This is a genomic window from Allonocardiopsis opalescens (assembly GCF_003002095.1).
Classification (GTDB): Bacteria; Actinomycetota; Actinomycetes; order Streptosporangiales; family Streptosporangiaceae; genus Allonocardiopsis; species Allonocardiopsis opalescens.
This window is the reverse complement of the sequence record NZ_PVZC01000003.1, coordinates 377782-398592: the sequence shown is the minus strand read 5'-3', so window position 1 is coordinate 398592 and position 20811 is coordinate 377782. Positions and strand designations below refer to the sequence as shown.

The 20811-nt window shown below is 73.5% G+C and carries 18 protein-coding genes, 1 tRNA gene and 1 pseudogene; 7 read left to right on the top strand and 13 right to left on the bottom strand.

Going from position 1 to position 20811, the window contains the following annotated elements; all coding sequences use genetic code 11:
• Positions 1–50 precede the first annotated feature (50 nt).
• Positions 51–1736: an alpha-amylase family protein gene (locus CLV72_RS11955; RefSeq protein ID WP_106244689.1), complete on the bottom strand. Its 1686-nt coding sequence runs from the start codon at positions 1734–1736 to the stop codon at positions 51–53.
• Positions 1733–2740: a TIGR03885 family FMN-dependent LLM class oxidoreductase gene (locus CLV72_RS11950; protein WP_106244687.1), complete on the bottom strand. Its 1008-nt coding sequence runs from the start codon at positions 2738–2740 to the stop codon at positions 1733–1735. Before CLV72_RS11950 ends, CLV72_RS11955 begins: the two co-directional genes overlap by 4 nt.
• Positions 2741–2916: 176 nt before the next feature.
• Here CLV72_RS11950 and CLV72_RS11945 point away from each other — a divergent pair, with 176 nt between their 5' ends.
• On the top strand, positions 2917–4314 hold the full coding sequence (locus CLV72_RS11945; protein WP_211302830.1) for an acyltransferase family protein: 1398 nt from the start codon (positions 2917–2919) through the stop codon (positions 4312–4314).
• Here CLV72_RS11945 and CLV72_RS11940 read toward each other — a convergent pair.
• Entirely contained in the window at positions 4227–4718 is a 492-nt protein-coding gene (locus tag CLV72_RS11940; RefSeq protein WP_106244685.1) for a GNAT family N-acetyltransferase, read from the bottom strand. The two genes, CLV72_RS11945 and CLV72_RS11940, sit on opposite strands and share 88 nt — an antisense overlap.
• A 265-nt stretch (positions 4719–4983) precedes the next feature.
• Between CLV72_RS11940 and CLV72_RS11935 the strand changes: the two genes are divergently transcribed.
• Complete coding sequence (locus CLV72_RS11935) at positions 4984–5427, top strand: SRPBCC family protein (protein WP_106244683.1); 444 nt, start codon at positions 4984–4986, stop codon at positions 5425–5427.
• Positions 5428–5491: 64 nt separating this feature from the next.
• Here the strand turns inward: CLV72_RS11935 and CLV72_RS11930 are convergent, their stop codons facing one another.
• Positions 5492–5914 carry a hypothetical protein gene (locus tag CLV72_RS11930; RefSeq protein WP_106244680.1) on the bottom strand — a complete coding sequence of 141 codons (423 nt, stop codon included), beginning with the start codon at positions 5912–5914 and terminating at the stop codon, positions 5492–5494.
• Positions 5915–6398: 484 nt separating this feature from the next.
• On the opposite strand from CLV72_RS11930, the gene CLV72_RS11925 reads away from it, so the two are divergent.
• On the top strand, positions 6399–6833 hold the full coding sequence (locus CLV72_RS11925) for a putative adhesin (protein WP_106244678.1): 435 nt from the start codon (positions 6399–6401) through the stop codon (positions 6831–6833).
• 71 nt (positions 6834–6904) lie between these two features.
• Here the strand turns inward: CLV72_RS11925 and CLV72_RS11920 are convergent, their stop codons facing one another.
• Positions 6905–7372 carry an NUDIX hydrolase gene (locus CLV72_RS11920; protein WP_211302829.1) on the bottom strand — a complete coding sequence of 156 codons (468 nt, stop codon included), beginning with the start codon at positions 7370–7372 and terminating at the stop codon, positions 6905–6907.
• A gap of 151 nt (positions 7373–7523) precedes the next feature.
• Here CLV72_RS11920 and CLV72_RS11915 point away from each other — a divergent pair, with 151 nt between their 5' ends.
• On the top strand, positions 7524–8825 hold the full coding sequence (locus CLV72_RS11915; protein WP_106244672.1) for a hypothetical protein: 1302 nt from the start codon (positions 7524–7526) through the stop codon (positions 8823–8825).
• A 10-nt stretch (positions 8826–8835) separates the two neighbouring features.
• Here the strand turns inward: CLV72_RS11915 and CLV72_RS32170 are convergent, their stop codons facing one another.
• From CLV72_RS32170 to CLV72_RS11895, 3 genes are read right to left on the bottom strand one after another with little or no spacing between them, the layout of a single operon-like run.
• Positions 8836–9792, bottom strand: coding sequence for a hypothetical protein (locus CLV72_RS32170; protein ID WP_170140957.1), 957 nt, complete (start codon positions 9790–9792; stop codon positions 8836–8838).
• Positions 9792–10379, bottom strand: coding sequence for a hypothetical protein (locus tag CLV72_RS11900; RefSeq protein WP_106244664.1), 588 nt, complete (start codon positions 10377–10379; stop codon positions 9792–9794). The genes CLV72_RS32170 and CLV72_RS11900 overlap by 1 nt, the downstream gene beginning before the upstream one ends.
• Positions 10376–10978, bottom strand: coding sequence for a hypothetical protein (locus CLV72_RS11895; RefSeq protein ID WP_146159430.1), 603 nt, complete (start codon positions 10976–10978; stop codon positions 10376–10378). Before CLV72_RS11895 ends, CLV72_RS11900 begins: the two co-directional genes overlap by 4 nt.
• Before the next feature lie 387 nt (positions 10979–11365).
• Here CLV72_RS11895 and CLV72_RS11890 point away from each other — a divergent pair, with 387 nt between their 5' ends.
• Positions 11366–12562 carry an ATP-binding protein gene (locus CLV72_RS11890; protein WP_106244658.1) on the top strand — a complete coding sequence of 399 codons (1197 nt, stop codon included), beginning with the start codon at positions 11366–11368 and terminating at the stop codon, positions 12560–12562.
• 444 nt (positions 12563–13006) lie between these two features.
• On the opposite strand, the gene CLV72_RS11885 is transcribed toward CLV72_RS11890, so the two are convergent.
• Entirely contained in the window at positions 13007–13804 is a 798-nt protein-coding gene (locus CLV72_RS11885; protein ID WP_106244656.1) for a MauE/DoxX family redox-associated membrane protein, read from the bottom strand.
• Between the two features lie 4 nt (positions 13805–13808).
• On the bottom strand, positions 13809–14681 hold the full coding sequence (locus CLV72_RS31740; RefSeq protein ID WP_146159429.1) for a hypothetical protein: 873 nt from the start codon (positions 14679–14681) through the stop codon (positions 13809–13811).
• Between the two features lie 838 nt (positions 14682–15519).
• Between CLV72_RS31740 and CLV72_RS11875 the strand changes: the two genes are divergently transcribed.
• Together CLV72_RS11875 and CLV72_RS11870 are read left to right on the top strand one after the other, a co-directional pair.
• Complete coding sequence (locus tag CLV72_RS11875; RefSeq protein WP_106244652.1) at positions 15520–16029, top strand: SigE family RNA polymerase sigma factor; 510 nt, start codon at positions 15520–15522, stop codon at positions 16027–16029.
• 94 nt (positions 16030–16123) lie between these two features.
• Positions 16124–16213: transfer RNA gene (locus tag CLV72_RS11870), tRNA-Ser, on the top strand.
• Between the two features lie 304 nt (positions 16214–16517).
• Here the strand turns inward: CLV72_RS11870 and CLV72_RS34070 are convergent.
• The 3 genes and pseudogenes from CLV72_RS34070 to CLV72_RS11860 all read right to left on the bottom strand — a co-directional run bounded on the left by CLV72_RS34070 (position 16518) and on the right by CLV72_RS11860 (position 20720).
• Positions 16518–17195 carry a beta-xylosidase family glycoside hydrolase gene (locus CLV72_RS34070; RefSeq protein ID WP_483860564.1) on the bottom strand — a complete coding sequence of 226 codons (678 nt, stop codon included), beginning with the start codon at positions 17193–17195 and terminating at the stop codon, positions 16518–16520.
• Positions 17193–17968 (bottom strand): annotated as a pseudogene (locus CLV72_RS34065) (glycoside hydrolase family 43 protein); the annotation flags it as partial. The pseudogene CLV72_RS34065 and the gene CLV72_RS34070, both read right to left, overlap by 3 nt.
• Positions 17969–18239: 271 nt before the next feature.
• Positions 18240–20720, bottom strand: a complete 2481-nt coding sequence (locus tag CLV72_RS11860) for an alpha-L-rhamnosidase (protein WP_106244649.1) — start codon at positions 20718–20720, stop codon at positions 18240–18242.
• Positions 20721–20811 lie beyond the last annotated feature (91 nt).

Genomic DNA, 20811 nt, shown 5'->3' with positions numbered 1-20811 from the left:
AGGGCTCCCCTCCGCCGGGCCGGCCCCCGGCGGAGGGAGCGCGCCGGCGGTCAGTCCGGGCCGCGGGTCGCCCGGAACCAGCGGCAGCCGTAGCCGTCGAGGGCGATCTTCGCGGTGCCGTCGGCGGACACGGCGGTGCCGCCGTCGACCAGCAGGTCGGTCAGCACGCAGTCGCCGGCCATGCCGTCCAGCTCCAGCTCCACCTCGGTGGCGTCGGGGGCGAAGTTGTGCAGCGCGATGACGGTGCCGTCGTGGACATCGCCGTCCAGGCCGTCCCCGGTGTCGCAGCGGTGCGCCAGCACCTGCGGGACACCGGTGTCGAGGATCCGGTACTCGCCCCAGGCCAGTTCGGGGCATTCGCGGTAGCGCTGGGCGAGGAGGCCGATCCAGGACAGCAGCGAGCCGGGGTCGCGCAGCTGGGCGCTGACGCTGACGCGGTCGGGGCCGTACTGGCCCTCGACGACCGGCGCGGGGTAGCGCCCGGGGTCGGCGGTGGAGAAGCCGGCGCGCGGGCCGGGCCGCCACTGCATGGGGCTGCGCATGGCGAGCCGGTCCTCGTTGCGGAGGTCCTCGGCCATGCCGATCTCCTCGCCGTAGTACAGCACGGGGGTGCCGGGGAGTGAGAAGAGCAGGCTGTAGACCATCTTCACGTGCCGTTCGTCGCCGCCGAGGATCGGCGGCAGCCGGCGGCGCAGGCCCCGCCCGTAGATGCGCATGGTCTCCTCGGGCCCGAAGGCGTCGAAGACCTCGTTGCGCTCGTCCTCGGTGAGCCGGTCGAGGGTCAGTTCGTCGTGGTTGCGGACGAAGGTGGCCCAGTGGGCGTCCTTGGGCGGCGCGGGGCGCTCGCGCAGCGCGGAGGCGAGGGGGCGGGCGTCGCGGCGGGCCAGGGAGAGGTACATGTGCTGCATGCCGATGAAGTCGAAGCACATGGTCAGCTCGTCGCCCCCGCCGTCGCCGAAGTAGCGCATGGTGTCGGGGTAGGGCAGGTTGACCTCGCCGAGGAGCACGGATTCGCCGTTGCGGCGGGTCATGAACCGGCGCAGGTCGGCCAGGTAGTCGTGCGGATCGGGCAGGGCGGCGGCGTCGTCCTGGCCGGAGGTCTCCAGCAGGAAGGGGACGGCGTCCACCCGGAAGCCGGACAGGCCCAACTCCATCCAGAAGCCCATCACCCGCGCGATCTCGGCGCGCACGTCGGGGTTGGCCACGTTGAGGTCGGGCTGGTGCCGGTAGAAGCGGTGCAGGTAGTACTGGCCGGACGCCTCGTCGCGGCTCCACAGGCCGTCCTCCTCGTCGGGGAAGACGACGCCCTTGGGTCCGTCGGCGGGCGGTTCGTCCTGCCACACGTACCAGTCGCGGTAGGGCGAGTCGCGGCTGGAGCGGGCGTCCTCGAACCAGGGGTGCCGGTCGGAGGTGTGGTTGACGACCAGGTCGGCGATGACGCGCATGCCCCGGTCGCGGGCGGTGCGGGTGAACTCGACAAAGTCGCCCAGGGTGCCGAGCCGGGGGTCGACATTGTAGAAGTCGACGATGTCGTAGCCGTCGTCGCGGTCGGGGGTGGGGAAGAAGGGCATCAGCCAGATGCAGGTGACGCCCAGCCGGTCGAGGTAGTCGACCTGCTGGGCGAGGCCGTGGAAGTCGCCGGTGCCGTCACCGTCGCCGTCGCGGAAGGTCTCCACGTCCAGGCAGTACACGACGGCGGTCTTCCACCACAGGTCGGCGGTGCGGGTGAGTCTCATCGCGCGGGAACCTCCTGGGCGGGGGCGGCGGCCGGGGCCGGGCGGGTCACGTTCAGGCGCGGCAGCACCTCGGCGCCGAAGGCGTCCACGAAGGGCGTCTGCTCGCGGCCGACGTGGTGCAGGTAGACCTGGTCGAAGCCGAGTTCGGCGTAGCCGTGCAGCCATTCGGCGTGCCGGGCCAGGTCGGCGCTGACGTTGACCACCTCAGCGACCCGCTCGGGGGGCACGTGCTCGGCGGCGGCGTCGAAGTGCTCGGGCAGCTCCAGGTCCCAGCAGACCGGGGGGCCGAACACGTTGGAGCGCCACTGGTCGTGGGCGATCCGCATCGCCTCGGCGGGGTCGGGCGCCCAGCTGAGGTGCACCTGGAGGTGCAGCGGGCCGCGCCCACCGGCTTCGCGGTAGGCGCCGGCCAGCCGGCGCAGGGTCTCGGCGGGGGCGTTCACGGTGATGAGCCCGTCGGCCCATGAGGCGCACCAGCGGGCGGTCTCCTCGCTGACGGCGGCGCCGATCAGCGGCGGCACCGGGTCGGGGCGGGTCCACAGCCGGGCGCGGTCGACCGTGACGAGGCCATCGTGGCTGACCTCCTCTCCGGCCAGCAGGGCGCGGATGACGTCGACGCACTCGCGCAGCCGCGCGTTGCGGACGTCCTTGCGAGGCCAGCGTCCGCCGGTGATGTGCTCGTTGCTCGCCTCGCCGCTGCCCAGCGCGGCCCAGAAGCGGCCGGGGTACATGGCGCCGAGGGTGCCGATGGCCTGGGCGATGACGGCGGGGTGGTAGCGCTGCCCCGGCGCGTTGACGACGCCGAAGGGCAGCCGGGTGGCCTGGAGGGCGGCGCCGAGCCAGGACCAGGCGAAGCCGGAGTGCCCCTGGCGGTGGCTCCAGGGGGCGAAGTGGTCGGAGCTCATCGCGGCGGTGAAGCCGGCCCGCTCCGCGTGTGAGACGGCGGCCAGGAGCTCGCGGGGGTGGACCTGCTCGTGCGAGGCGTGGATCCCGTACACGGTCATGCGCGAGCGCCTACCCCGCAGGGCTTCCGGCTCACACGGGGGTGCTGGCACCCCGGTGCGGGGGCGCGCTTTCCCACCTCGGTTCGGCGGGCTGGCCGTCCTGCGCCGCGGGGGTGGCGCGGCCGAGGCTGAGGGGGTTCCCCGCACCCGCAGAAACTCCGAGGAAGCAGCGCGCCATGGCTCTCACCGCCGCAGCCCCGCCCGAGCCGGGACCGGCTCCGTCCGCCCGGCGTCCGGGACGCGATCCGCTGGTCGATCTGATCCGGGCGGCCGGGATCGCCGCCGTGCTGCTGCTGCACTGGCTGATGCCGGTGCTGGCCTACGGTGACGGGGTGCTGCGCTTCGGCAACGCGCTGAGCGGGCCGGGCGGCTGGGCGGTGACCTGGGTGGCGCAGGTGATGCCGCTGGTGTTCTTCGCGGGCGGCGCGGCCAACGCGATGAGCTGGGCGGTCCATCTGCGGCGCGGTGGCGGCGCGGCCGGCTGGCTGTCCGGGCGGCTGCTGCGGCTGGCCGGCCCGGTGCTGCCGCTGGCGGCGGTATGGACGGTGCTGCCGCACCTGCTGCTCGCGCTGGGGGTGCCGGAGCAGCCGGTGCAGCTGGGGGCGCGGATCGCCGGCCAGCTGCTGTGGTTCCTGGCGGTGTACGTGATCGCGGTGGCGTCGGCGCCGCTGCTGCTGCGGCTGCCGGCCCGCTGGGACGGGGCGCTGCTGACCGGCCTGGCCGGGTGCGCGCTGGCGGTGGACGCGGCGCGCTTCGCGGGTGTGCCGCTGGTCGGCTACCTGAACGTGGTGTTCGTCTGGGTGTTCGTGCACCAGCTGGGCACGCTCTACGCGCGGGGCCGGCTCGGCGGGCTTGCGGGGCGGCGGGCGGCCGCCGTCAGCGCGGCGGCGTTCGCGCTGCTGGCGGCGGTGGCGCTGCCGGACGGGCTCTACCCGGCGAGCATGATCGGGATGCCGGGGGCGCCGGTGTCGAACATGAGCCCGCCGACCTTCTGCCTGATCCTGCTGGCCTGCGCGCACGTGGCGGCGGTGCTGGCGCTGCGGCCGGTGCTGGTGCGGGCGGCGGCGCGTCCGCTGGTGGCCGGGCCGGTGCGCTTCCTGTCGGAGCGGATGATGACCGTCTACCTGTGGCACATGCCGGCGCTGTGCGCGGTGAGCGCGGTGGCGGTGGTGGGCCTGGGGGCGCCGACGCCGGCGCCGGGCGGTGCGCTGTGGTGGCTGGGGCTGCCGCTGTGGCTGGCGGCGCTGGGCTGCGTGCTGGCCGGGCTGGTGCGGGTCTTCGCCCGCTTCGAGCGCACGGCGGTGCGGCCGGGCCGCTCGGCGCCGGCCGCGGCGGCGGGGCTGGTGCTGGTCGGCGCCGGGCTGCTGGGGCTGACCGCGTACGGCTTCGTCCCGGCGGACTCACTCCCCGGGCTGCTGGTCTCCGGGCCGGTGCCGGCGGTCGCGGCGATCGCGGCCGGGCTGGCGCTGGCGGGCCGGGGCGGGACTCAGTCGAGCCACTTTCCCATCAGCAGGTCGTCGACGTACCGGTCCTCGATGACGAACTCGCGCACCAGCAGCCCCTCGCGCAGGTAGCCGTGCCGCTCGTACAGCCGGACGGCGCCGGTGTTGGTGCCGAGCACGCGCAGGCTGAGCTTGCGGTGGCCCTTGGCCCGGGCCCGCCGCTCGGCCGCGTCGAGCAGGGCGCCGCCCACGCCGCGCCCGCGCGCCGCCTCGGCCACGGCCAGCCCGAATACGCCCAGGACATGCCGGTTCTCGGCCAGGCGGGTGACGGGCTTGAGCCGGATGTAGCCGGCCACGGCGCCGTCGGCCTCGGCGACGAGGTGGCAGTCGGGCGGGTTGTCGTCGTCGAAGAAGGCGGTGGGCGTGCCCAGTGACGGGAAGCCGCTGGCCGGGGTCCACGCCTTCTGGTCGATGGTGAGGAGCTCGGGCTCGTCCTCGGCTCGCGCGTCTCGGACGACGATGTCCGGCTGCGTCATCGGCTCTCCAGCTCCGTTCGGCCGCGCGGCGGCGGCTCGCGTGCGTTGTTCCCAGGTTTGTCCACAGCTGTGTATCACGCGGCGCCGAACGTTCCACGTCCGCACACCCGCGGTTGGGTTTACCGGGCGCCCGGACCGTGCCGGGCCGCAGGCGGCGGCGATCCCGCCACCTCCGGCCCCGCGGACGGATACCGTAGGCCGTACGGAGCGGGCCGGGCGGGTACCGCCGGCCCGCCGCCCGTCCAGACACGAACGAGGGAACCCCATGGCACAGGTCCGGGCCATCGCCCAGCGGCAGATCGACGCCGCGCCCGACGTCGTTTACGCGGCCCTGATCGACTACGAGAAGACCCGCCCCGGGCTGCTGCCCGAGCAGTTCACCGACTACCAGGTCGTGGCGGGCGGCCAGGGGGCGGGTACGGAGGTGCGGTGGCGGCTGCACGCCACCGAGAAGCGGGTGCGCGACGTGCGCGCGGAGGTGAGCGAGCCCGCGCCGAACCGGCTGGTGGAGGACGACGCCAACTCCAGCATGGTCACCACCTGGACGGTGCGCCCGGTCGGCGACGGCACCTGCACCGTCAGCATCGAGACGGTCTGGCAGGGCGCCGGCGGGGTGGGCGGCTTCTTCGAGCGCGCCTTCGCGCCCGCGGGGCTGCGCCGCATCTACGACGCCGTGCTCGCCCGGCTGGACGCGCACGTGCGCGCCTAGCGGCCGCCCGCGGTCCCCGCCCCGGCCAGGCGCGCTCGGCGGCCGGGCCGGGGCCGGTGGAGGGTCAGCGCTTGCCGCCGCCGGCCACGGCGGCGACCACGCCGACGACCACGAAGATCATCGCCGCCGCGCCGAGGCCGCCGAAGATCGCGCCGGCGATGTTCAGCATCAGCAGGTTGAACAGCGCGACGCCGCCGCCGCCGATCAGCGCCGGCACCATGGCGAAGCCCCAGGGGTTCCGGCCGACCTGGCGCAGCGCGCGGCGGTCGCCCGACTTGCGGGCGGCCGCGACCGCGCCGCCGACGAGGGCGAACCAGAAGGCACCGGCGGCGAGCGAGCCGAGCCCCACCGCGAAGATGTTGATGCTGAGGTTCATCAGGGCGAACCCAGCGCCGCCGATGACGCCCGCGGCGAGCGACGTCGTCCACGGCCACAGCAGCGTGGCCGCGGCCACTGAGGTCCCCTTGCTATTGCGTTCCAGCGCCATGTCCGCTCCTCATGTCTTCCACTGCCTCCCAGCATGCGCCATGCCGGGTGGTCGGCGCATCAGGGGAGGCCCCTGGGCTTTCCCCTACTGGCCGGCAGGGCCGCGCGGCGCGCGGTCCGTTCTCCGTCCAGACGGGTCCTACCCCGCGGCTGCCCGGCCCGACCGTGGCCCGGCCGGGCCTCCGCCGGGCCGCACCGCCCGACGAATCCCCACTGCGACAACGCTCGGTGCCGCCGAATCGATCCCGTGGCGGTCCCCGCCCGCGCCGCCGCCACCCACCGCGACGGCCCGCGGGCGGACGGTGGCGATCCGGGCGCGCCCGAAACCGGGAATCGAAAACCTTCCGGCGGCGTGACAATTGTCTGCCGTTGCCGAAACAGATTGGGAAAGTAATACTGAAGGCCGCTTGGAACGAAGGCGTTTACCCGCTGCGCTCGCGTTATCACCCAGGCGATCCGATTCGCGATTCCCGCAGGGAGCGATCATGCCCGTCTACATCATCTCCACGCACGGAGATCCGCAGTGGAACGCCAAAACGACCGTGCCGGCCGGTGTCAGCGTGCGTTTCTATCAGCAGTTCGGCCGCCCGATGGCCAATAATGTCGGCCTGGTGCTGCAGAGCGCGCTGCGCAATCCGCAGGACGCCAGGTCGCCGGCGGTCATCGGGCAGTATCCGCAGCGGGCGCTGTGGAACGGCCCCTCGAACCAGACGCCGGAGATCGACCTCTCCGGGGACAACCACGTTTTCTACAGCGGAATCGTGCACGCGGAGTCCGGAACGGTGATCAAGGCGGTCGCCGCCAACGAAACCGTCACTTTGACCGCGGCGCTGGCGCTCATTCAGGCGGACGCCGCCAACCGCAACGCACTGGCCAACACCAATGAAGAAGCCGTCGTCCACTGCCTTTTCTGCCTCTGACGCCCCACCGCCGGGAATACCGCCCCCGAACCGGGCGGTATTTCCCGTGCTCCCGTGCTTCCGGCCGCCCGCTAGCGCCCGCGCAGCGCCTCGCTGAGCAGCGGCCAGCTCGCGGCGAAGCCCGGGTGCAGTTTGAGTCGGCCGACCTCGGCCAGCTCCACCCAGGCGATCGCGGTGCTCTCGGAGCTGCCCGGCGCCACCGGCACCGGCTCGGGCAGTGAGGCCAGCACGGTGGTGTAGGTCCAGCCGCCGTGGTCGACGACGTAGGACTCCTCGGTGCGCAGGGCCGACAGGTCGGCCACCACCTCCTCGGCCACCTCGCGGACGGCCGCCTGCGGCGCCGTCTCGTGGCTGTCCCGGGCGCCGCCCGGGATGCCCCAGGTGCCGCCGAGGTGGCTCCACAGCGCGCGGTGCTGGAGGACGACGCGCACGCCGCCGGGGCCGCGGTGGTGGATGAGCAGGCCGGCCGCGCCGAAGCGGCCCCAGTGCTGGTGGCCCCGGCCGCAGGTGACCCAGCCGTCGCCGTCGCGCTCGCTCACCGTGCCCCCGCCCGCTCCACAGTTCTCATTGTGGCAGCTCGCCCGCTGCCGGACGCGCCGCCCCGACCGTGGCGCAAAGTGGACATGTCCGACGCGGCCCCATCCGGTCGAGCGGCCCGGGATGGCCGCTGAGAAGCGATAACATCCGCCGGTGGCCATCTTGTCCGCCTCGCCGTGGGCCCTCATCGTCCTGACGCTGGACCTCGTGCGGCGCTACTGGGCGCCGATGCTGCTCTGGTACGCGCTGGGGCAGCTCCTGCACGACCTCTTCATGCAGGTGCTGATCCTGGCCGGGGAGCAGCACCGGCTGCTCGGCTACGCGGGTCTGAGCCTGTCGATCCTCATCACCCTCGTGGCGATGATCCTGATGTTCCACGCGGTCCGCCCCGGCCTGCCCACCCTCCAGTCGGAGCTGCGCACCCACCGCCGCCCCGTCGCCGACCTCAGCGCCTTCGACGAGGAGGAGCACAACGTCATCGACGCGGTGGCCCAGGCCATCCTGCCGTTCCTCATCTTCTACGGCGCCTGGAACCTCATCGCGGACGAGGTGCGCGAGTACGGCGTCGGCTTCTTCAACTCCACCGGCAACCTCGACATCCTCGGCGATGAGCTGAACGGGGTCGCCTTCGGCATCCCGATGGCCGTCGCGATCGGCGCCTGGCTGGCCCGCTGGGTCTTCGAGAACCTCTACAACCGCAGCCACAACCGCTGGCTGGGCATCACCACCGCGGTGTTCGAGTCCGTCTGGACCTTCTTCGCCCTGTTCACCGTCGCCCAGCTGATCGGCGACTTCTGGACCTGGCTGGGCAACCGCGTGTTCGTGCAGGGCATCGGCGACGCCGTCCAGTCCTCGATCACCTTCCTGGACGGCCTGGTGCCGTTCGAGCTGAACCTGTTCGTGAACCTCAGCTGGGACTGGTGGCTGGTCGAGATCTGGCCCTACCTCAAGGACGGCCTGCTCCAGCCGATCCTGTGGCTCACCATCGCGGCCGTGGTCTTCGGCGCGGAGATCTCGCGCAACCGCGCGCTGATCGAGGGCACCGGGCGGCTGGAGGAGCGCATCGACCGCCTCAGCTCGCGCATCCCGCGGTCCCTGCGCTGGGCCGGCGTCAGCCTCACCCGCGACCTGCAGGACAAGTACACGCCGTTCCTGAACGCCTTCCGCTTCGTGCTGCGCACCGGGATGGTGTTCTACCTGAGCTACTGCCTGATCTACACGCTGCTGGAGATCGGCATGGACTGGCTGTACCGCGGCGTGCTGTACGCGATGGGCCCGCACGACTTCCTGGAATGGTGGTGGAACCGGCTGCCCTTCGTGGAGTTCGGCGTGGACGCCCTGCACGAGATCCTGCGCGTCTGCCTGCTGGCGGCCGCGTTCGAGCTGACCCTGCGCCGGGTGGGCCACCTCAGCCGGGGCCGCCGCTCCAAGGGGCGCGAGAAGGTCTTCTCCTGAGCGGGGCCGCTCAGTCCAGCGGCGCGAAGCGCAGCACCTCCGGCTCGATGTAGGGCACGCCCTCCGCGGCGGCGTCCTCCTCGCTGAGGAAGAGCAGCCGCACCTCGGGGCTGAGACCGGTGGCGTCGGCGGGCACCAGGAAGTCCACGCTGACCAGGTGCTCCTCGCCGGGCGGCAGCGGCTCGCTGTCGGCGGTGGTGCAGCCCCACGCCGCCGACAGCACCTCGCTCTCCTCCTCGGTGAGGGAGTCGAAGCCGGCGGCGGTGTCCCAGCGGCGGCCCTGGTCGTCGTAGAGCGAGAAGCTGCAGCTGCGCACGGCCTCGCTGGACTCGGCGTCGGCGGGGGTGATCGAGAAGACGGTCTCGACCAGCACGGTGTCGGCGGGCACGGGCAGGCTGGAGGACTCGGCGGGGTCGCTGGACTCGGCCGAGACGAAGCGCCACTGCGCGCCGGCGTACTCACTGGGCTGGTCCGGCGGCACGTGCACCGCGGGCAGGGCCCCCGCTCCGTCCTGCAGCAGGGACTGGCGCTGGAAGTACCACGGCACCGCCAGCGCCGCGGGGAGCACCACGGCCAGCGCGAGCATGTGCGGGGTGTGGCCGCGCCGCCACCAGGGCGTGCGGCGCCGTCCGGGCGGTGCGCCCGGGGGCGGGCCGGGCCGCGGCGCGGGCGGCGGTCCGGGGGGCTGCGCTGCGGCGGGGCCGGGCCACGGCGGCGGGCCGGCGGGCGGGCCGCCGGGGGGCGGGGCGCCGCGCCAGGAGGGCTGGCCCTGGGTGGGCGGGTACTGCGGCCCCGAGGGCACCGGGCCGGGCTGGGGCCGGTTGCCGCCGGTGGCGGGTCCGACCTGCGGAGGCTGCCCGTACGGCCCGTAGCGTCCGTCCCAGGGCGGCGGGCCGCCTGCGGCGGCGTGGGCGCCGGGCGGGCGGTGGTGCGGCTGCCGGCCGGAGGCGTCGCGTCCGTGGCTCATCAGGGGTAACCAACCTCGGGGATCTGGATCAGCTCGGGAGCGTTCTCGGTGAGTTCGGCGGCCCGGGCGGCGTCGATGCCGAGGTCGATCTCCACCTGGCCGGCGAGGCGGTCGTCGATGCCCTCCGAGGTGCTGAAGCGCAGCCGGGCGCCGGGCAGCCGCTCCGGCGGCAGCTCGAAGGCCATCGCGCCGGCCTGCGGGATCCCGGGCTGGAACGGGGCGCTGTGGTTCGCGATGGTGTTGAAGACGCGCTGGGTGGCGGCGTACTCGTAGCCGTCGTCCGTCACGATGACGGGGCTGACGATGTTCAGCGGCGTGCTGGTCGAGCTCATCGCCATCACGATCACCAGCCACACGCCCTGGGTGTCCTTGGGCTCGGGCTCGCCGAGGTCGGAGGCGTCGGCGATCTGCCCGGTGGCGGCGACCTGGTTGACCAGCACGCTGAAGGAGCCGGCGTGCACCCTTTCGCCCGCGTCGCCGCTGTAGGACAGCGGCTCCACCAGTTCGGGGTCGTCGATCTCCAGCCGGCCGACGAGGACCAGGCCCACCAGCAGCAGCAGGCTCAGCGGGATGGCGTACCACTTCATTCGCCCGCTCCCGCCAGTGGCAGCCGGTACTCGGCGATCACGCGGTCGCCGATGAACCAGCGGGAGGACTCGTCGACGAATCCGGCTTGGTAGACCACGTCCCAGAACTGGATCCGCACCTCGTTGTCGCCCTCGGCGAGCGCCTCGACCGGCCAGCGGATCATGGCGCGCTCGGGCATGCCGGGGTTGAGGGAGGAGTAGATCGCCTCGGGGTCGCGTTCGACCCGGATCTCGAAGTGGTCGAGTTCCTGGGTGGACGGCATCAGCCTGGCCTCCAGCGCCGTGTTGAGGTCCCATGCGCTCATCGGGCGGCGGTCGAGGACTTCGAGGTCGGCGACCAGTTCGATGTAGGTGCCGCCGCCGAACTCGGAATCGTCGGTGAAGACCCGGACCTCGACCGGGGTGATGGCCAGCAGCGCGTTGCGCGCCTGGGCGCCCGCCTGGAGCTGGGGGACGGGTTCGGGTGCGGTGCGGAAGCCGCCGAGGGGCCAGATGACGAGCGAGGCCACCGCGATGACCACCGCCGCGATGACGAGGAGGAGCCATGGCGGCCGCTCGTCGGATTCGGGGGCTGCCGTCTGGGGAGCTGCGTGGGCCACGGGGGGCAGTTTAGTGAACAAGTGCCCCATTCCCACCGATCAGCGCCCGTCAAGACGTCCCGGAGCGGCCTTGGCCGACTCAGGCCACGGGCCGGGGCGCCCAGGCCGGGCGGGATCTGCGCGCCGGCGGGCGGTGCCGGGCCGCACGCTGAATCCGTCCGAACGGCTGGCGGCGGGCGGGCGGCTGCGCTATCTTCTACGCAATCGAACGCCTGTTCGATGTTGGCCGGAGGCCGGAAGGGGAGCGGTATGGCCGCCGTGGTGCCGCGGGAGTGCCGCGGCCGCTCGCGGGCGCTGCGCCAGCACGCCGGGTGGGGCGGCCCGGTCGATGCCCCGTTCTATCCCAATCTAGATCCGGGCCTAGACGCGGATATAGAGTCCGATCCCGTGGACCCTGTGCGAAACCCCTACGCGCCCGGGGCCGGACAGCGCCCGCCCGAACTGGCCGGCCGGGAGCGCGAGCTGCGGCAGTTCGAAGTCGTGCTGGAGCGGGTCGCACGCGGGCGCCCCGAGCGCAGTATGGTCCTGACCGGCCTGCGCGGCGTCGGCAAGACCGTGCTGCTGAACGCGTTCCGCTCGATGGCCATCCAGAAGCTGTGGGGCACCGGCAAGATCGAGGCCCGCCCCGACCAGTCCATCCGGCGGCCGGTCGCCGCCGCGCTGCACATGGCGCTGCGCGAGCTGAGCCCCCGCCACCGCGCCCCCGAGCGGATCGAGCACGTCCTCGGCGTGCTGAAGTCGTTCGCGATGGCCAAGCCGCTCGACGAGCCGGCCCGGGCGGCGAAGGGCCCCTCGCGCTGGCAGCCGGGCATCGACGCGGTCGCCGTGCGCGGGCGGGCCGACTCCGGCGACCTCGAGATCGACCTCACCGAGCTGTTCGTGGACGCCGCCTCCGTCGCCACCGACCTCGGGGTGGGCATCGCGCTGTTCATCGACGAGATGCAGGACGTCCCGGCCGACGACATCTCGGCGCTCTGCGCGGCCTGCCACGAGCTCTCGCAGAGCGGCGGCCCGCTGATCGTGGTCGGCGCCGGGCTCCCGCACCTGCCGTCGGTGCTGTCGGCCAGCAAGAGCTACTCCGAGCGGCTGTTCCGCTACGCCCGGATCGACCGCCTCGACCGCGCCGCCGCCGACTCCGCCCTCACCGTGCCCGCCGCCCAGGAGGACGTCGCCTTCGAGGCCGACGCGCTGGACGCCCTGTACGAGATCTGCGAGGGCTACCCCTTCTTCGTCCAGGCGTACGGCAAGGTCACCTGGGACCTCGCCCTGCGCACCCCGATCACCTCCGACGACGTGCGGGTGGCCGCCCCCGAGGCCGCCGCCGAACTCGCCGTCGGCTTCTTCGGCAGCCGCTACGAGCGCGCCACCCCCGCCGAGCGCGACTACATGCGCGCCATGGCCTCGCTCGGCGACGAGCCCGCCGCCACCGCCGACGTCGCCGAGGTCCTCGGCCGCAAACCCTCCAGCCTCTCACCCGCCCGCGACAGCCTGATCAAGAAGGGCCTCATCTACAGCGCCGAACGCGGCCTCATCGCCTTCACCGTCCCCCACTTCGGCAACTTCCTCCGCACCCAGCCCTTGTAGGCCGGACCCGGGGCGCCCGCCCGTCGATCAAGCTTTCTAGTGGAGTATTGCGAATTCTCTAGAATGGCTTATGGAGCGCGATCGCCGTCGGCATCGGGTTGTCTACGGCTGTCTACACGTGGGGCTAGACAGCCGTAGAGAGCACGATGCCGGAAGGCCGAGCGGCATCGCCGCATGGGAGACCTCGGCACATGGGCATCTGCGCACAAGCGGCACATGGCGATCTGTGCACAAGTCGACCGCATCGGTCCGTGCTGTCCACAACCCGCACTGAGGCACACTCTGGGGCGGGGTCACCTGGAAGAATGGATCTCGGGGGGTACCCCCGACAGGTCCCGGCGTTTCGGATCGCGGGTTCGCGTCTCCGCCGCGGGCAGGGCCGCGTCCGACGCCGGCCGCACGGCGCGCTCTCCCCCGTGCCGTGTCGCGGCGCCGCCGCCGGTATCACCCGTCCGGCGGGCGGACCCCCTCTGGACCATCGCCGGGTACCACGGCGGCGCGCACCGGGCGGCGGCGGAGTCGGCCGGTGGGGACGGCGAAGACCACCGTGGCGGCGCCGCCGTCGACGGTGGCGGGGTAGGCGACCAGCTGCCAGCAGCCCTCGCGCCAGACGTCGAGGGGCTCGTGTCCGGTCAGGTGGCGGGCGTGCGCCCGCCAGGCGGCGCTCGACCGCAGCGCGGCCAGGGTGCGCGCGACGGGGACCTCGCGCCGCTCGCAGGGCACGCCGCGGCGCAGCCGTGCCGCCGTCTCGCGCCACTCGGGCGACAGGAGCGCCACCACGGCGGCGGTGGTCAGCGCCCCGGCGATGTGCACCGGGGCGGGCCTGGTCAGCACCTGCCAGCCCGTGGCCGACACCCCGATGGTGGCAAGCGACGCGCCCGCGCACACGGCCGCCCGGGCCAGGGTGCGGCTCGACACCGGAGCGGCGCTGAGCTCGCCGAAGCAGCCGCAGTCCGCCTCGGGACGCTGCCGCCGCAGCTCCCGCAGGCCGACGAAGGCGGTGACGAACATCAGCACCGCCAGCCAGCGCCCGGCCAGCCCCGGCACGCCCGACGCGAACAGCAGCAGCGCGCCCACCACCAGCTCGGCCGCCCCCACGCCGCCGTTCACCAGCCGCCCGCCGCCCGGGGCCAGCAGCAGTGCGAGCCCGCCGGGCCGGCGGCTCACCAGCTTGGCGGCGCCGGCCACGATCAGCAGCATCCCCACCACCGGCAGCTGCGCCTCGCGGGCCACATCCAGCATGTGCTCATTCCACCGTGATCGTCGCGTTGAAGCAGCCCGTCTCCGGATCGCCGCCCAAGGCGACGAAGCTGAGCAGCGTCAGTTCGGCGATCCGCCCCCGCACCGACGTGTCGCAGGCCAGGCAGCGGTCGCAGAACCGACTCGCCATCGCCCCGCACGCGGTCACCGCCACCGGCGCCTCCCGTCCGGCGCACTCGTTGCGCACCCGCAGCACCGAGCCGGTCGACAGCAGCGGCAGCGGCGGGCAGACCTCGGCCCGCTCGCAGCCGGGCCCGCAGTCGGCCGACGGGTCCAGCGCCGGATAGGCCAGCCCGTACGCGTCGGCGCCCTCGCCGGGGTTCCACCAGGTGACGCTGCCGACGATCACGTCCGTCTCCCGTCCGACCGTCCGCTCCGCCGCGCCGACCCGGTACGGCATCTGCGAGGTGGCCGGACGCAGCGCCTGGAACACCCCGGCCCTCGCCAGCCCCACCGCGTCGAACAGCTGGCCGGGCCGCAGCCAGGGGTGCCGCACCTGGATCCGCCCGGCCGCCCGCTCGGGGATCACCACGCGCCGCCGCGGCCGGTCGTGGCCCGTATCGACCACCAGCGCCCGCCCGTCGACCTCCACGATCACCCCGGCCACCCGGTCGATGTCCGCCCACACCCGCTCGACGACCGCCCCGTCCCCCGCGTCGCCCTCCGCGCGCGCCCCCCGATGCCGCCGCGGCCTCGGCACGGCGGGCCCGGCCCCCACCTGGGCCCTGAGCGCCGCGGCACCGCGCTCCCCGTCCGGGTCGACGCCCAGGCGGACGGCGGCGCCCTCCGAGCCCTCGTGGAACGACCGCGGTCCGGACGGGTCCAGCACCGGAGCGACGGGAGCGCCCAGCGGAACCATGTCGCTCCGCCGCCGCGCGGCGGACCCGCCGTCTCCGGCGCGCCGGGCGAACCGTTCCTCGGCGCTTCCCGCACCCGATGGAGCCCCGTGCCCCCGCGAGCCGCCACGCCCCGAGCCGTCGTCCCCGCCTCCTCGGACCGACGGTCCCTCCCGTCCCCGCCCTGACGGATCCGCACGCCGGTGCGCACGCTGACCGCCGTCGCGACGCGAGGGATCCGTGTCCGACGCCCGCGGGCCGCCACCGCCAGGCGACGCCCCGCCGCCCGTCCCGGCGTCCCAGCCGGCCGGATCCGCACGCCCGTGCGCACGCGAGCCCTCGCGGCCAGGAGCGTCCGCGGCCGGGCGCCGGACCTGGGGCGGGGGGCGGTCGCCGTGCGGGTCGGCGCCGGGCGCCAGGCGGGCGGTGATGACCTGGCCGGGGCGCAGGTCGGTGAGTTCGACGGCGCCGCCGCGCCAGTAGGTCGCGGTGGGGGCGAGGACGAAGCGCCGTGGGCCTTCAGGGGTGGCGAGCGTGATGAAGTGCGGGCTGAGGTCGATGAGCGCTCCGCGCACGGCGCGGCCGTCGGCCGGAGGCAGCGCGGGCTCGCCGCCGAGCACCGCGGCGCGCAGCAGCCGCCGCCGTGCTGGGTCTCGCTCGCCGCCTTGCCAGGCCTGCGGGCTACCTGGCTTTGTCACGCCTGTCCATGGTCACGCCCCGATCGCACCACTCGCCCAGGTAGTGATCGTTGATCAGAATATGGGGTAGGAGTGATCTGCGTCTCGTCAGCACGACGGTAGCGCGCGGCCCCCACCAGCGTGTCGGGGTGCCCGAGTACCCAGCCCTCGGTTCGGTGGTGAGATGGACCGCAACGACCTGGCCGACTTCCGCGACTACGTGCGGGCCCGCGGCCCGGCGCTGCTGCGCACGGCCTACCTCCTCACCGGCCACCGCGCCGACGCCGAGGACCTGCTGCAGGCCGCGCTGGTCAAGACCTGCATCTCCTGGGGCCGCGTCGACGACCGGGGCGCCCTGGACGCCTACGTCCGCCGGATCATGGTCAACACCCACATCTCCTGGTGGCGCGGCCGCCACCTCGACATCTACCCCACCGCCGACCTCCCCGAGCAGGAGGAGGACGACCAGACCTGGCGCACGGACCTGCACGACGCCCTCCTGCGCGCCCTGGAACGCCTCCCCGACCGCCAGCGCGCCGCCCTCGTCCTGCGCTACTTCGAGGACATGAGCGAGGCCGAGATCGCCGCCCGCCTCGGCGTCTCCGTCGGCACCGTCAAGAGCTCCGTCTCCCGCGGCGTCGCCAAGCTCCGCGACGACGAGTCCCTCGCCGCCGACTTCGGCAGCGTCGCCTAAGGCCGTCCCCGGAGGTGGTACCGTCCACATGGACCAGCCACCGGGCTTTTCACTTTGCGGCCACCACGCTCCGCTCGGTACGCTGTCCCGCACTGGAGGATTCGCCTAGTCCGGTCTATGGCGCCGCACTGCTAATGCGGTTAGGGTTTACCGCCCTTCCGGGGTTCAAATCCCCGATCCTCCGCTCTGACCTGGGGGTTTGGCGGTTTGTTCGCCGTCGGGCCCCCAGGTTTTTCGGTGTTCGGGCCGGTCGGTTGGTACACGTCCTGTGCTGACTTCGCCGCACGGGCGGGTGTTGGAAGCACGTTCGGACGTACTCGCGGGTCATCCCCAACGTGGCCGCCGTTGAGGACGCGACGGTGCCGTGCCCGGTGCCGTACGGCGTCGCTCAGCGGGTGCCGCGGTGATGAACGCGCGCCGGACGTACGGAGCTCGCTGCCAGGGTCACGGATGCGAAGCCGGCCTTCCGTGGTTCACGTGCTCGGCCTTCAGCGATGGGGGCGATAGGCGATGTGGTGGACCGTGACCTCGCCTGCCACGGGTTCCACGCCGAAGGTGCGGCCGGTGAACCCGCCGGCCACCTCGGTGGAGAGGTAGCGTCCGTCGAACGACCCGAGCACCTCCGCGGTCCCGTCGTCCGCGACGACGGACAGCTCGATGACATCGGGCTCGTGCGCGGGCATGGGAGGGGTCGCCGTGGGCCGGCGGACCGAGATGCGCAGGGTCGCCCGCCCCCGTATCGGCACCTGGGCGGTGGTCGTGCGGGCGGGTCCGATGACCACGGTGGCGGTGACCGTTTCCGCGTCGGCGGTGAGTCCGTACCAGTGCGATCCGTCGATCCGGACGAGGAAGCGGGCGATGCCGGCGGACGTGTCGAGAGCGGCTTCGGCGGTCCATTCCCGGTCGCGGGCACGGGCCGAGAGCACCGGCTTCGGATCGCCCATGGCGGGAGCGGTCAGGACGAGGCGGCCGCCTTCCCGCCGGGTGAAGGTGTCCGGGAAGACGTTCGGGGACACCCAGCGGGCGTCGAGGTCGGTCGAGTGGAACCGGTCGACGAACGAATGGTCCGGTGGGACCGGGTCGAAGCGCTCCTCGTCGACGACCGGCCAGCCGTCGATCCAGCTCACCCCGGCGATGAAGGTCTCACGGCCGTTGACGTGGAACATCGGGGTGCGGCCGTGGGGCCGGACGCCGAGGTAGACCATGGCCCACGAGCCGTCGGCCAGTTCGACGAGGTCGGCGTGACCGGTGTTCTGCACGGCGTGTGTGGTGCTGCGATGGGTGAGGATCGGGTTGGCGGGCGCGGCTTCGTAGGGTCCGTCGAGTGCACGGGAACGCGCGATGGTGACGGTGTGGCCCCGCTCGGTGCCGCCCTCGGCGAGCATCAGGTACCACCAGCCGTCCCGTCGGTACAGGTGCGGTGCCTCGGGGAAGGCCAGTCCCGTGCCCTGCCACAGCAGCCGCGGCGGGCCGAGTGCCGTGCCCGTCGTGGGATCGATCGGCATGCCGGCGATTCCGGGCCGTTCGACGCCCAGGTCAGGTGGCAGACCCCGTGCTCGTCCCAGGCGAGGTCCGGGTCGATCCCGATGGCGCCGGCCACGTGGACCGGGTCCGACCACGGACCGGCCGGGTCATCGGCCGAGACGATGAGCTGACCGCGGTGCGTTTCCAGCACGTTCGTCGTCACGAGCCAGAATCTGCCGCCGTGGTGGCGCAGCGTCGGAGCGTACACCCCGGTGCTCGCCGGCGCGGCGCGGACGTCCAGCTGACCGAGACGCTGCAGCGCGTTGCCTACGGGTGTCCAGGTGACCAGATCGGTGCTGCGGTGGATCGGCACGCCTGGCGCGTACTCGAAGCTGGAGTTGGCGACGTAGTAGGCGTCTCCCGCTCGGCAGATGCTCGGATCGGGGTAGAACCCGGCGATGATGGGCGTCGTCATCTCTCGCTCTTCTCCGCGGTCGCCGCGACTTCAGCGCGCGAGCGCGCGAGGGTCGGCCTGGTGGTGTCCATGATCGAGTGTGCTTCCTGTCGTGATCGGTCGGTGCGCTGCGACTTCGGTCGGCCGGTACGGCCGGCGTGCCCAGGCGGCAGCCCGTCAGGGGCCTTCGCGAGATCCCCCGATCGCGGCCGCGGTGCGCCCCACCCGGCCGTCCGCAGCCGCGTTTCATGGCGCCGCTGAGCGGGGCAGGGCCTGCTACAGGACCGCGGTGTCACTTCTGTTCCCGGTGCGCCGCGAGGGCGGCGACGAGGTCGTGCCTGACCCCCTCTGGCGAACCCGGGATGAATCCCATGACGGCGTTGAGCGACAGACCTGCGGCTTCCGGGCTTCTGGCGTCGATGGGCACGCCCGGGAAGTGCGCGGCGAACACGTCGGTCACGGCGCGCCACACGGCCGGGTCCTCTGCCAGGGTGCGCAGCGGGGTGTCCATGGTGAAGGTCTCCGTGGCAGCCCGGGGCACCTCGTAGCGCCAGGTGTGCTCGCCCGGCCCCACTTCGGCCTGGTGGGACTCCGGGTGCAGGGGGAGTACGACGGTCGCGGCGGTGCCCTGGGGAATCGTGACGGCCAGGTGCATGGAGCCGTCGTCCAGCCGCCAGGCGACCTCGACGCGCCCATGGGCGGTGTCGTGGGCGACCCGGGCGCGGGTGAGGCCGCCGCCGGGCCGCGGGGCGATCCGCATCCGGCGGTAGCCGGGCTCGGTGGCGGTGAGTCCGCCGACGACGCGGTGCAGCCAGTCGGCGACCGCGCCCAGGGCGTAGTGGTTGAGCGAGGCCATCCCGGACGGGTTGACGGTGCCGTCGGGCCTGATGGAGTCCCAGCGCTCCCAGATGGTGGTCGCCCCCATGGTGACCGGGTACAGGAACGAAGGGCAGCCGGTCTCCATCAGCAGCAGGTAGGCGTCGTCGATGTGGCCGGTGCGGCTCAGGGCGTCGGTCACCCAGGGCGTGCCCGCGAAGCCGGTGGAGATGCGGTGGCCGGCCTTGGTGACGAGTTCGGCGAGCCGGTCGCCCGCATGCTGGAGCTGGTCGGCGTCGAGGATGTCGAAGGCGATCGCGAGCGCGTACGCGGTCGCGGTCTCGTTGGCCACGCGCCCGGACGCGGTGACGTACTCACGGCGGAACGCGGCGCGCACCCGGTCGGCGAGCGCGGCGAAGTGCGCCGCGTCGTCGTCGCGGCCGAGCAGCGCGGCGGTCCGCGCCATCTGGCGGGTGGTCCTGCACAGGTACGCCGAGGCGACCAGGTGCCGGTCGGTCTTGCCGCCGCTCGCGTTGTCGGCCGGGGCGTCGGGGTCGAGCCAGTCGCCGAACTGGTAGCCGCGGCTCCACAGGCCGTGCTCGTCGAGCAGCGGCTCCACCTGGCGGACAAACGCGGCCATCGAGTCGTAGCAGCGGCGCAGGGTCTCCTCGTCGCCGTACTCCTGGTATAGGGCCCAGGGCAGGCTGACGGCGACATCGCTCCACAGCGCGGTCGGGGGCGACGGGGTGGACAGCACGTCGGGGACCACGAAGGGCACGAAGCCCCGCTCGCGCTGCTCGGCGGCCAGGTCCGCCAGCCACGAGCCCAGGACACCGCGCACGTCGTACAGGAAGCCGGCCGTGGGCGCGAAGGTGTTGAGGTCACCGGTCCAGCCCAGCCGCTCGTCGCGTTGCGGGCAGTCGGTGGGGACGCCGACGAAGTTGCCGCGCATGCTCCATACGACGTTGGCGTGGAGCCGGTTGAGCAGGTCGTCGGAGGTCTCGAACCACCCGGTTCTGACCATGTCGCTGTGCACGACGACCGCGCGGACCGCCTCCGGATCGAGTTCGCCGGGCCAGCCGTCGATCTCGGCGTACCGGAAGCCGTGGAAGGTGAACCTCGGCTCCCAGGTCTCGGTGCCGCCCCCGCGCAGGGTGTACCGGTCGGTCGCGGCGGCGGTGCGCAGTGTCTCGACGTCGATCTCACCGCCGGTGAGGACTTCGGCGTGCCGCAGGGTGACGGTCCGCCCGGCCTCCCCGGTGACGGTGATCCGGAGCCAGCCGGTGATGTTCTGGCCGAAGTCCACCACGGTCCGGCCGCTGGGGGTGGTGATCACCTCGACCGGCGCGAGCTCCTCGACGCGGCGGATCGGCGGCGCCGCCGGCGGCACCAGGGTGCCCGGATCCCAGTCCACCCGCACGGCCGGCGTCCAGCCGGTGTCGTCGAATCCGGCCTGGCACCAGCCCCGGGGCTCCTGCCGGGCGTCGTACTCCTCTCCGTCGTAGATGCCGTTGGCGCGTACCGCGCCGGTCCCGACCCGGACGGTTCCGTCGGTGGCGACGATCTCGGCGCGGCCGCCGGTGTACTCCAGTTCGAGCTGCGCGAACCACGCGGGGCGGTCGCTGTAGTGGTGGCGGCGGCCCTCCCACCCGAGCCGGCCGACCGCCCAGCCCTCGCCGACGATCGCGCCGAGGGCGTTGCGGCCGGGGGCGACCAGGTCCGTCACGTCGTGCGCGGTGACGGCGAGCCGGTGGCGGTAGGAGGTCCAGCCCGGGGCGAGCACCTCGTCGCCGACCCGGGCGCCGTTCAGGTAGGGCTCGACGATGCCGAGCGCGGTGACGTGCAGGGTGGCGCGGCGCAGCCCGTCGCCGGCGGTGAACTCGCGGCGGAAGTACGCGGCGGGCTCGCCCGCCTCGCACGGGTGGTCGGGGCCGACGAAGGTCCCTAGCCAGGTCATGCCGGATTCCTTTCTGCACGCCGTCGACGGCGACGGTGATCGGTTCGTTGCGCGCGGCGGCCTCCCGCTGTCCGGGAGGGCTCCGCCCGGT

What these genes read in the sequence shown, in the direction of transcription:
- CLV72_RS11955 (WP_106244689.1), bottom strand. Translation starts at nt 1,736, where the DNA reads ATGAGACTCACCCGCACCGCCGACCTGTGGTGGAAGACCGCCGTCGTG.
- CLV72_RS11935 (WP_106244683.1), top strand. Translation starts at nt 4,984, where the DNA reads ATGGCACAGGTCCGGGCCATCGCCCAGCGGCAGATCGACGCCGCGCCC.
- CLV72_RS34070 (WP_483860564.1), bottom strand. Translation starts at nt 17,195, where the DNA reads ATGTTCCACGTCAACGGCCGTGAGACCTTCATCGCCGGGGTGAGCTGG.
- CLV72_RS11930 (WP_106244680.1), bottom strand. Translation starts at nt 5,914, where the DNA reads ATGGCGCTGGAACGCAATAGCAAGGGGACCTCAGTGGCCGCGGCCACG.
- CLV72_RS11900 (WP_106244664.1), bottom strand. Translation starts at nt 10,379, where the DNA reads ATGAAGTGGTACGCCATCCCGCTGAGCCTGCTGCTGCTGGTGGGCCTG.
- CLV72_RS11950 (WP_106244687.1), bottom strand. Translation starts at nt 2,740, where the DNA reads ATGACCGTGTACGGGATCCACGCCTCGCACGAGCAGGTCCACCCCCGC.
- CLV72_RS32170 (WP_170140957.1), bottom strand. Translation starts at nt 9,792, where the DNA reads ATGAGCCACGGACGCGACGCCTCCGGCCGGCAGCCGCACCACCGCCCG.
- CLV72_RS11945 (WP_211302830.1), top strand. Translation starts at nt 2,917, where the DNA reads ATGGCTCTCACCGCCGCAGCCCCGCCCGAGCCGGGACCGGCTCCGTCC.
- CLV72_RS11940 (WP_106244685.1), bottom strand. Translation starts at nt 4,718, where the DNA reads ATGACGCAGCCGGACATCGTCGTCCGAGACGCGCGAGCCGAGGACGAG.
- CLV72_RS11885 (WP_106244656.1), bottom strand. Translation starts at nt 13,804, where the DNA reads ATGCTGGATGTGGCCCGCGAGGCGCAGCTGCCGGTGGTGGGGATGCTG.
- CLV72_RS11860 (WP_106244649.1), bottom strand. Translation starts at nt 20,720, where the DNA reads ATGACCTGGCTAGGGACCTTCGTCGGCCCCGACCACCCGTGCGAGGCG.
- CLV72_RS31740 (WP_146159429.1), bottom strand. Translation starts at nt 14,681, where the DNA reads ATGGTTCCGCTGGGCGCTCCCGTCGCTCCGGTGCTGGACCCGTCCGGA.
- CLV72_RS11875 (WP_106244652.1), top strand. Translation starts at nt 15,520, where the DNA reads ATGGACCGCAACGACCTGGCCGACTTCCGCGACTACGTGCGGGCCCGC.
- CLV72_RS11925 (WP_106244678.1), top strand. Translation starts at nt 6,399, where the DNA reads ATGCCCGTCTACATCATCTCCACGCACGGAGATCCGCAGTGGAACGCC.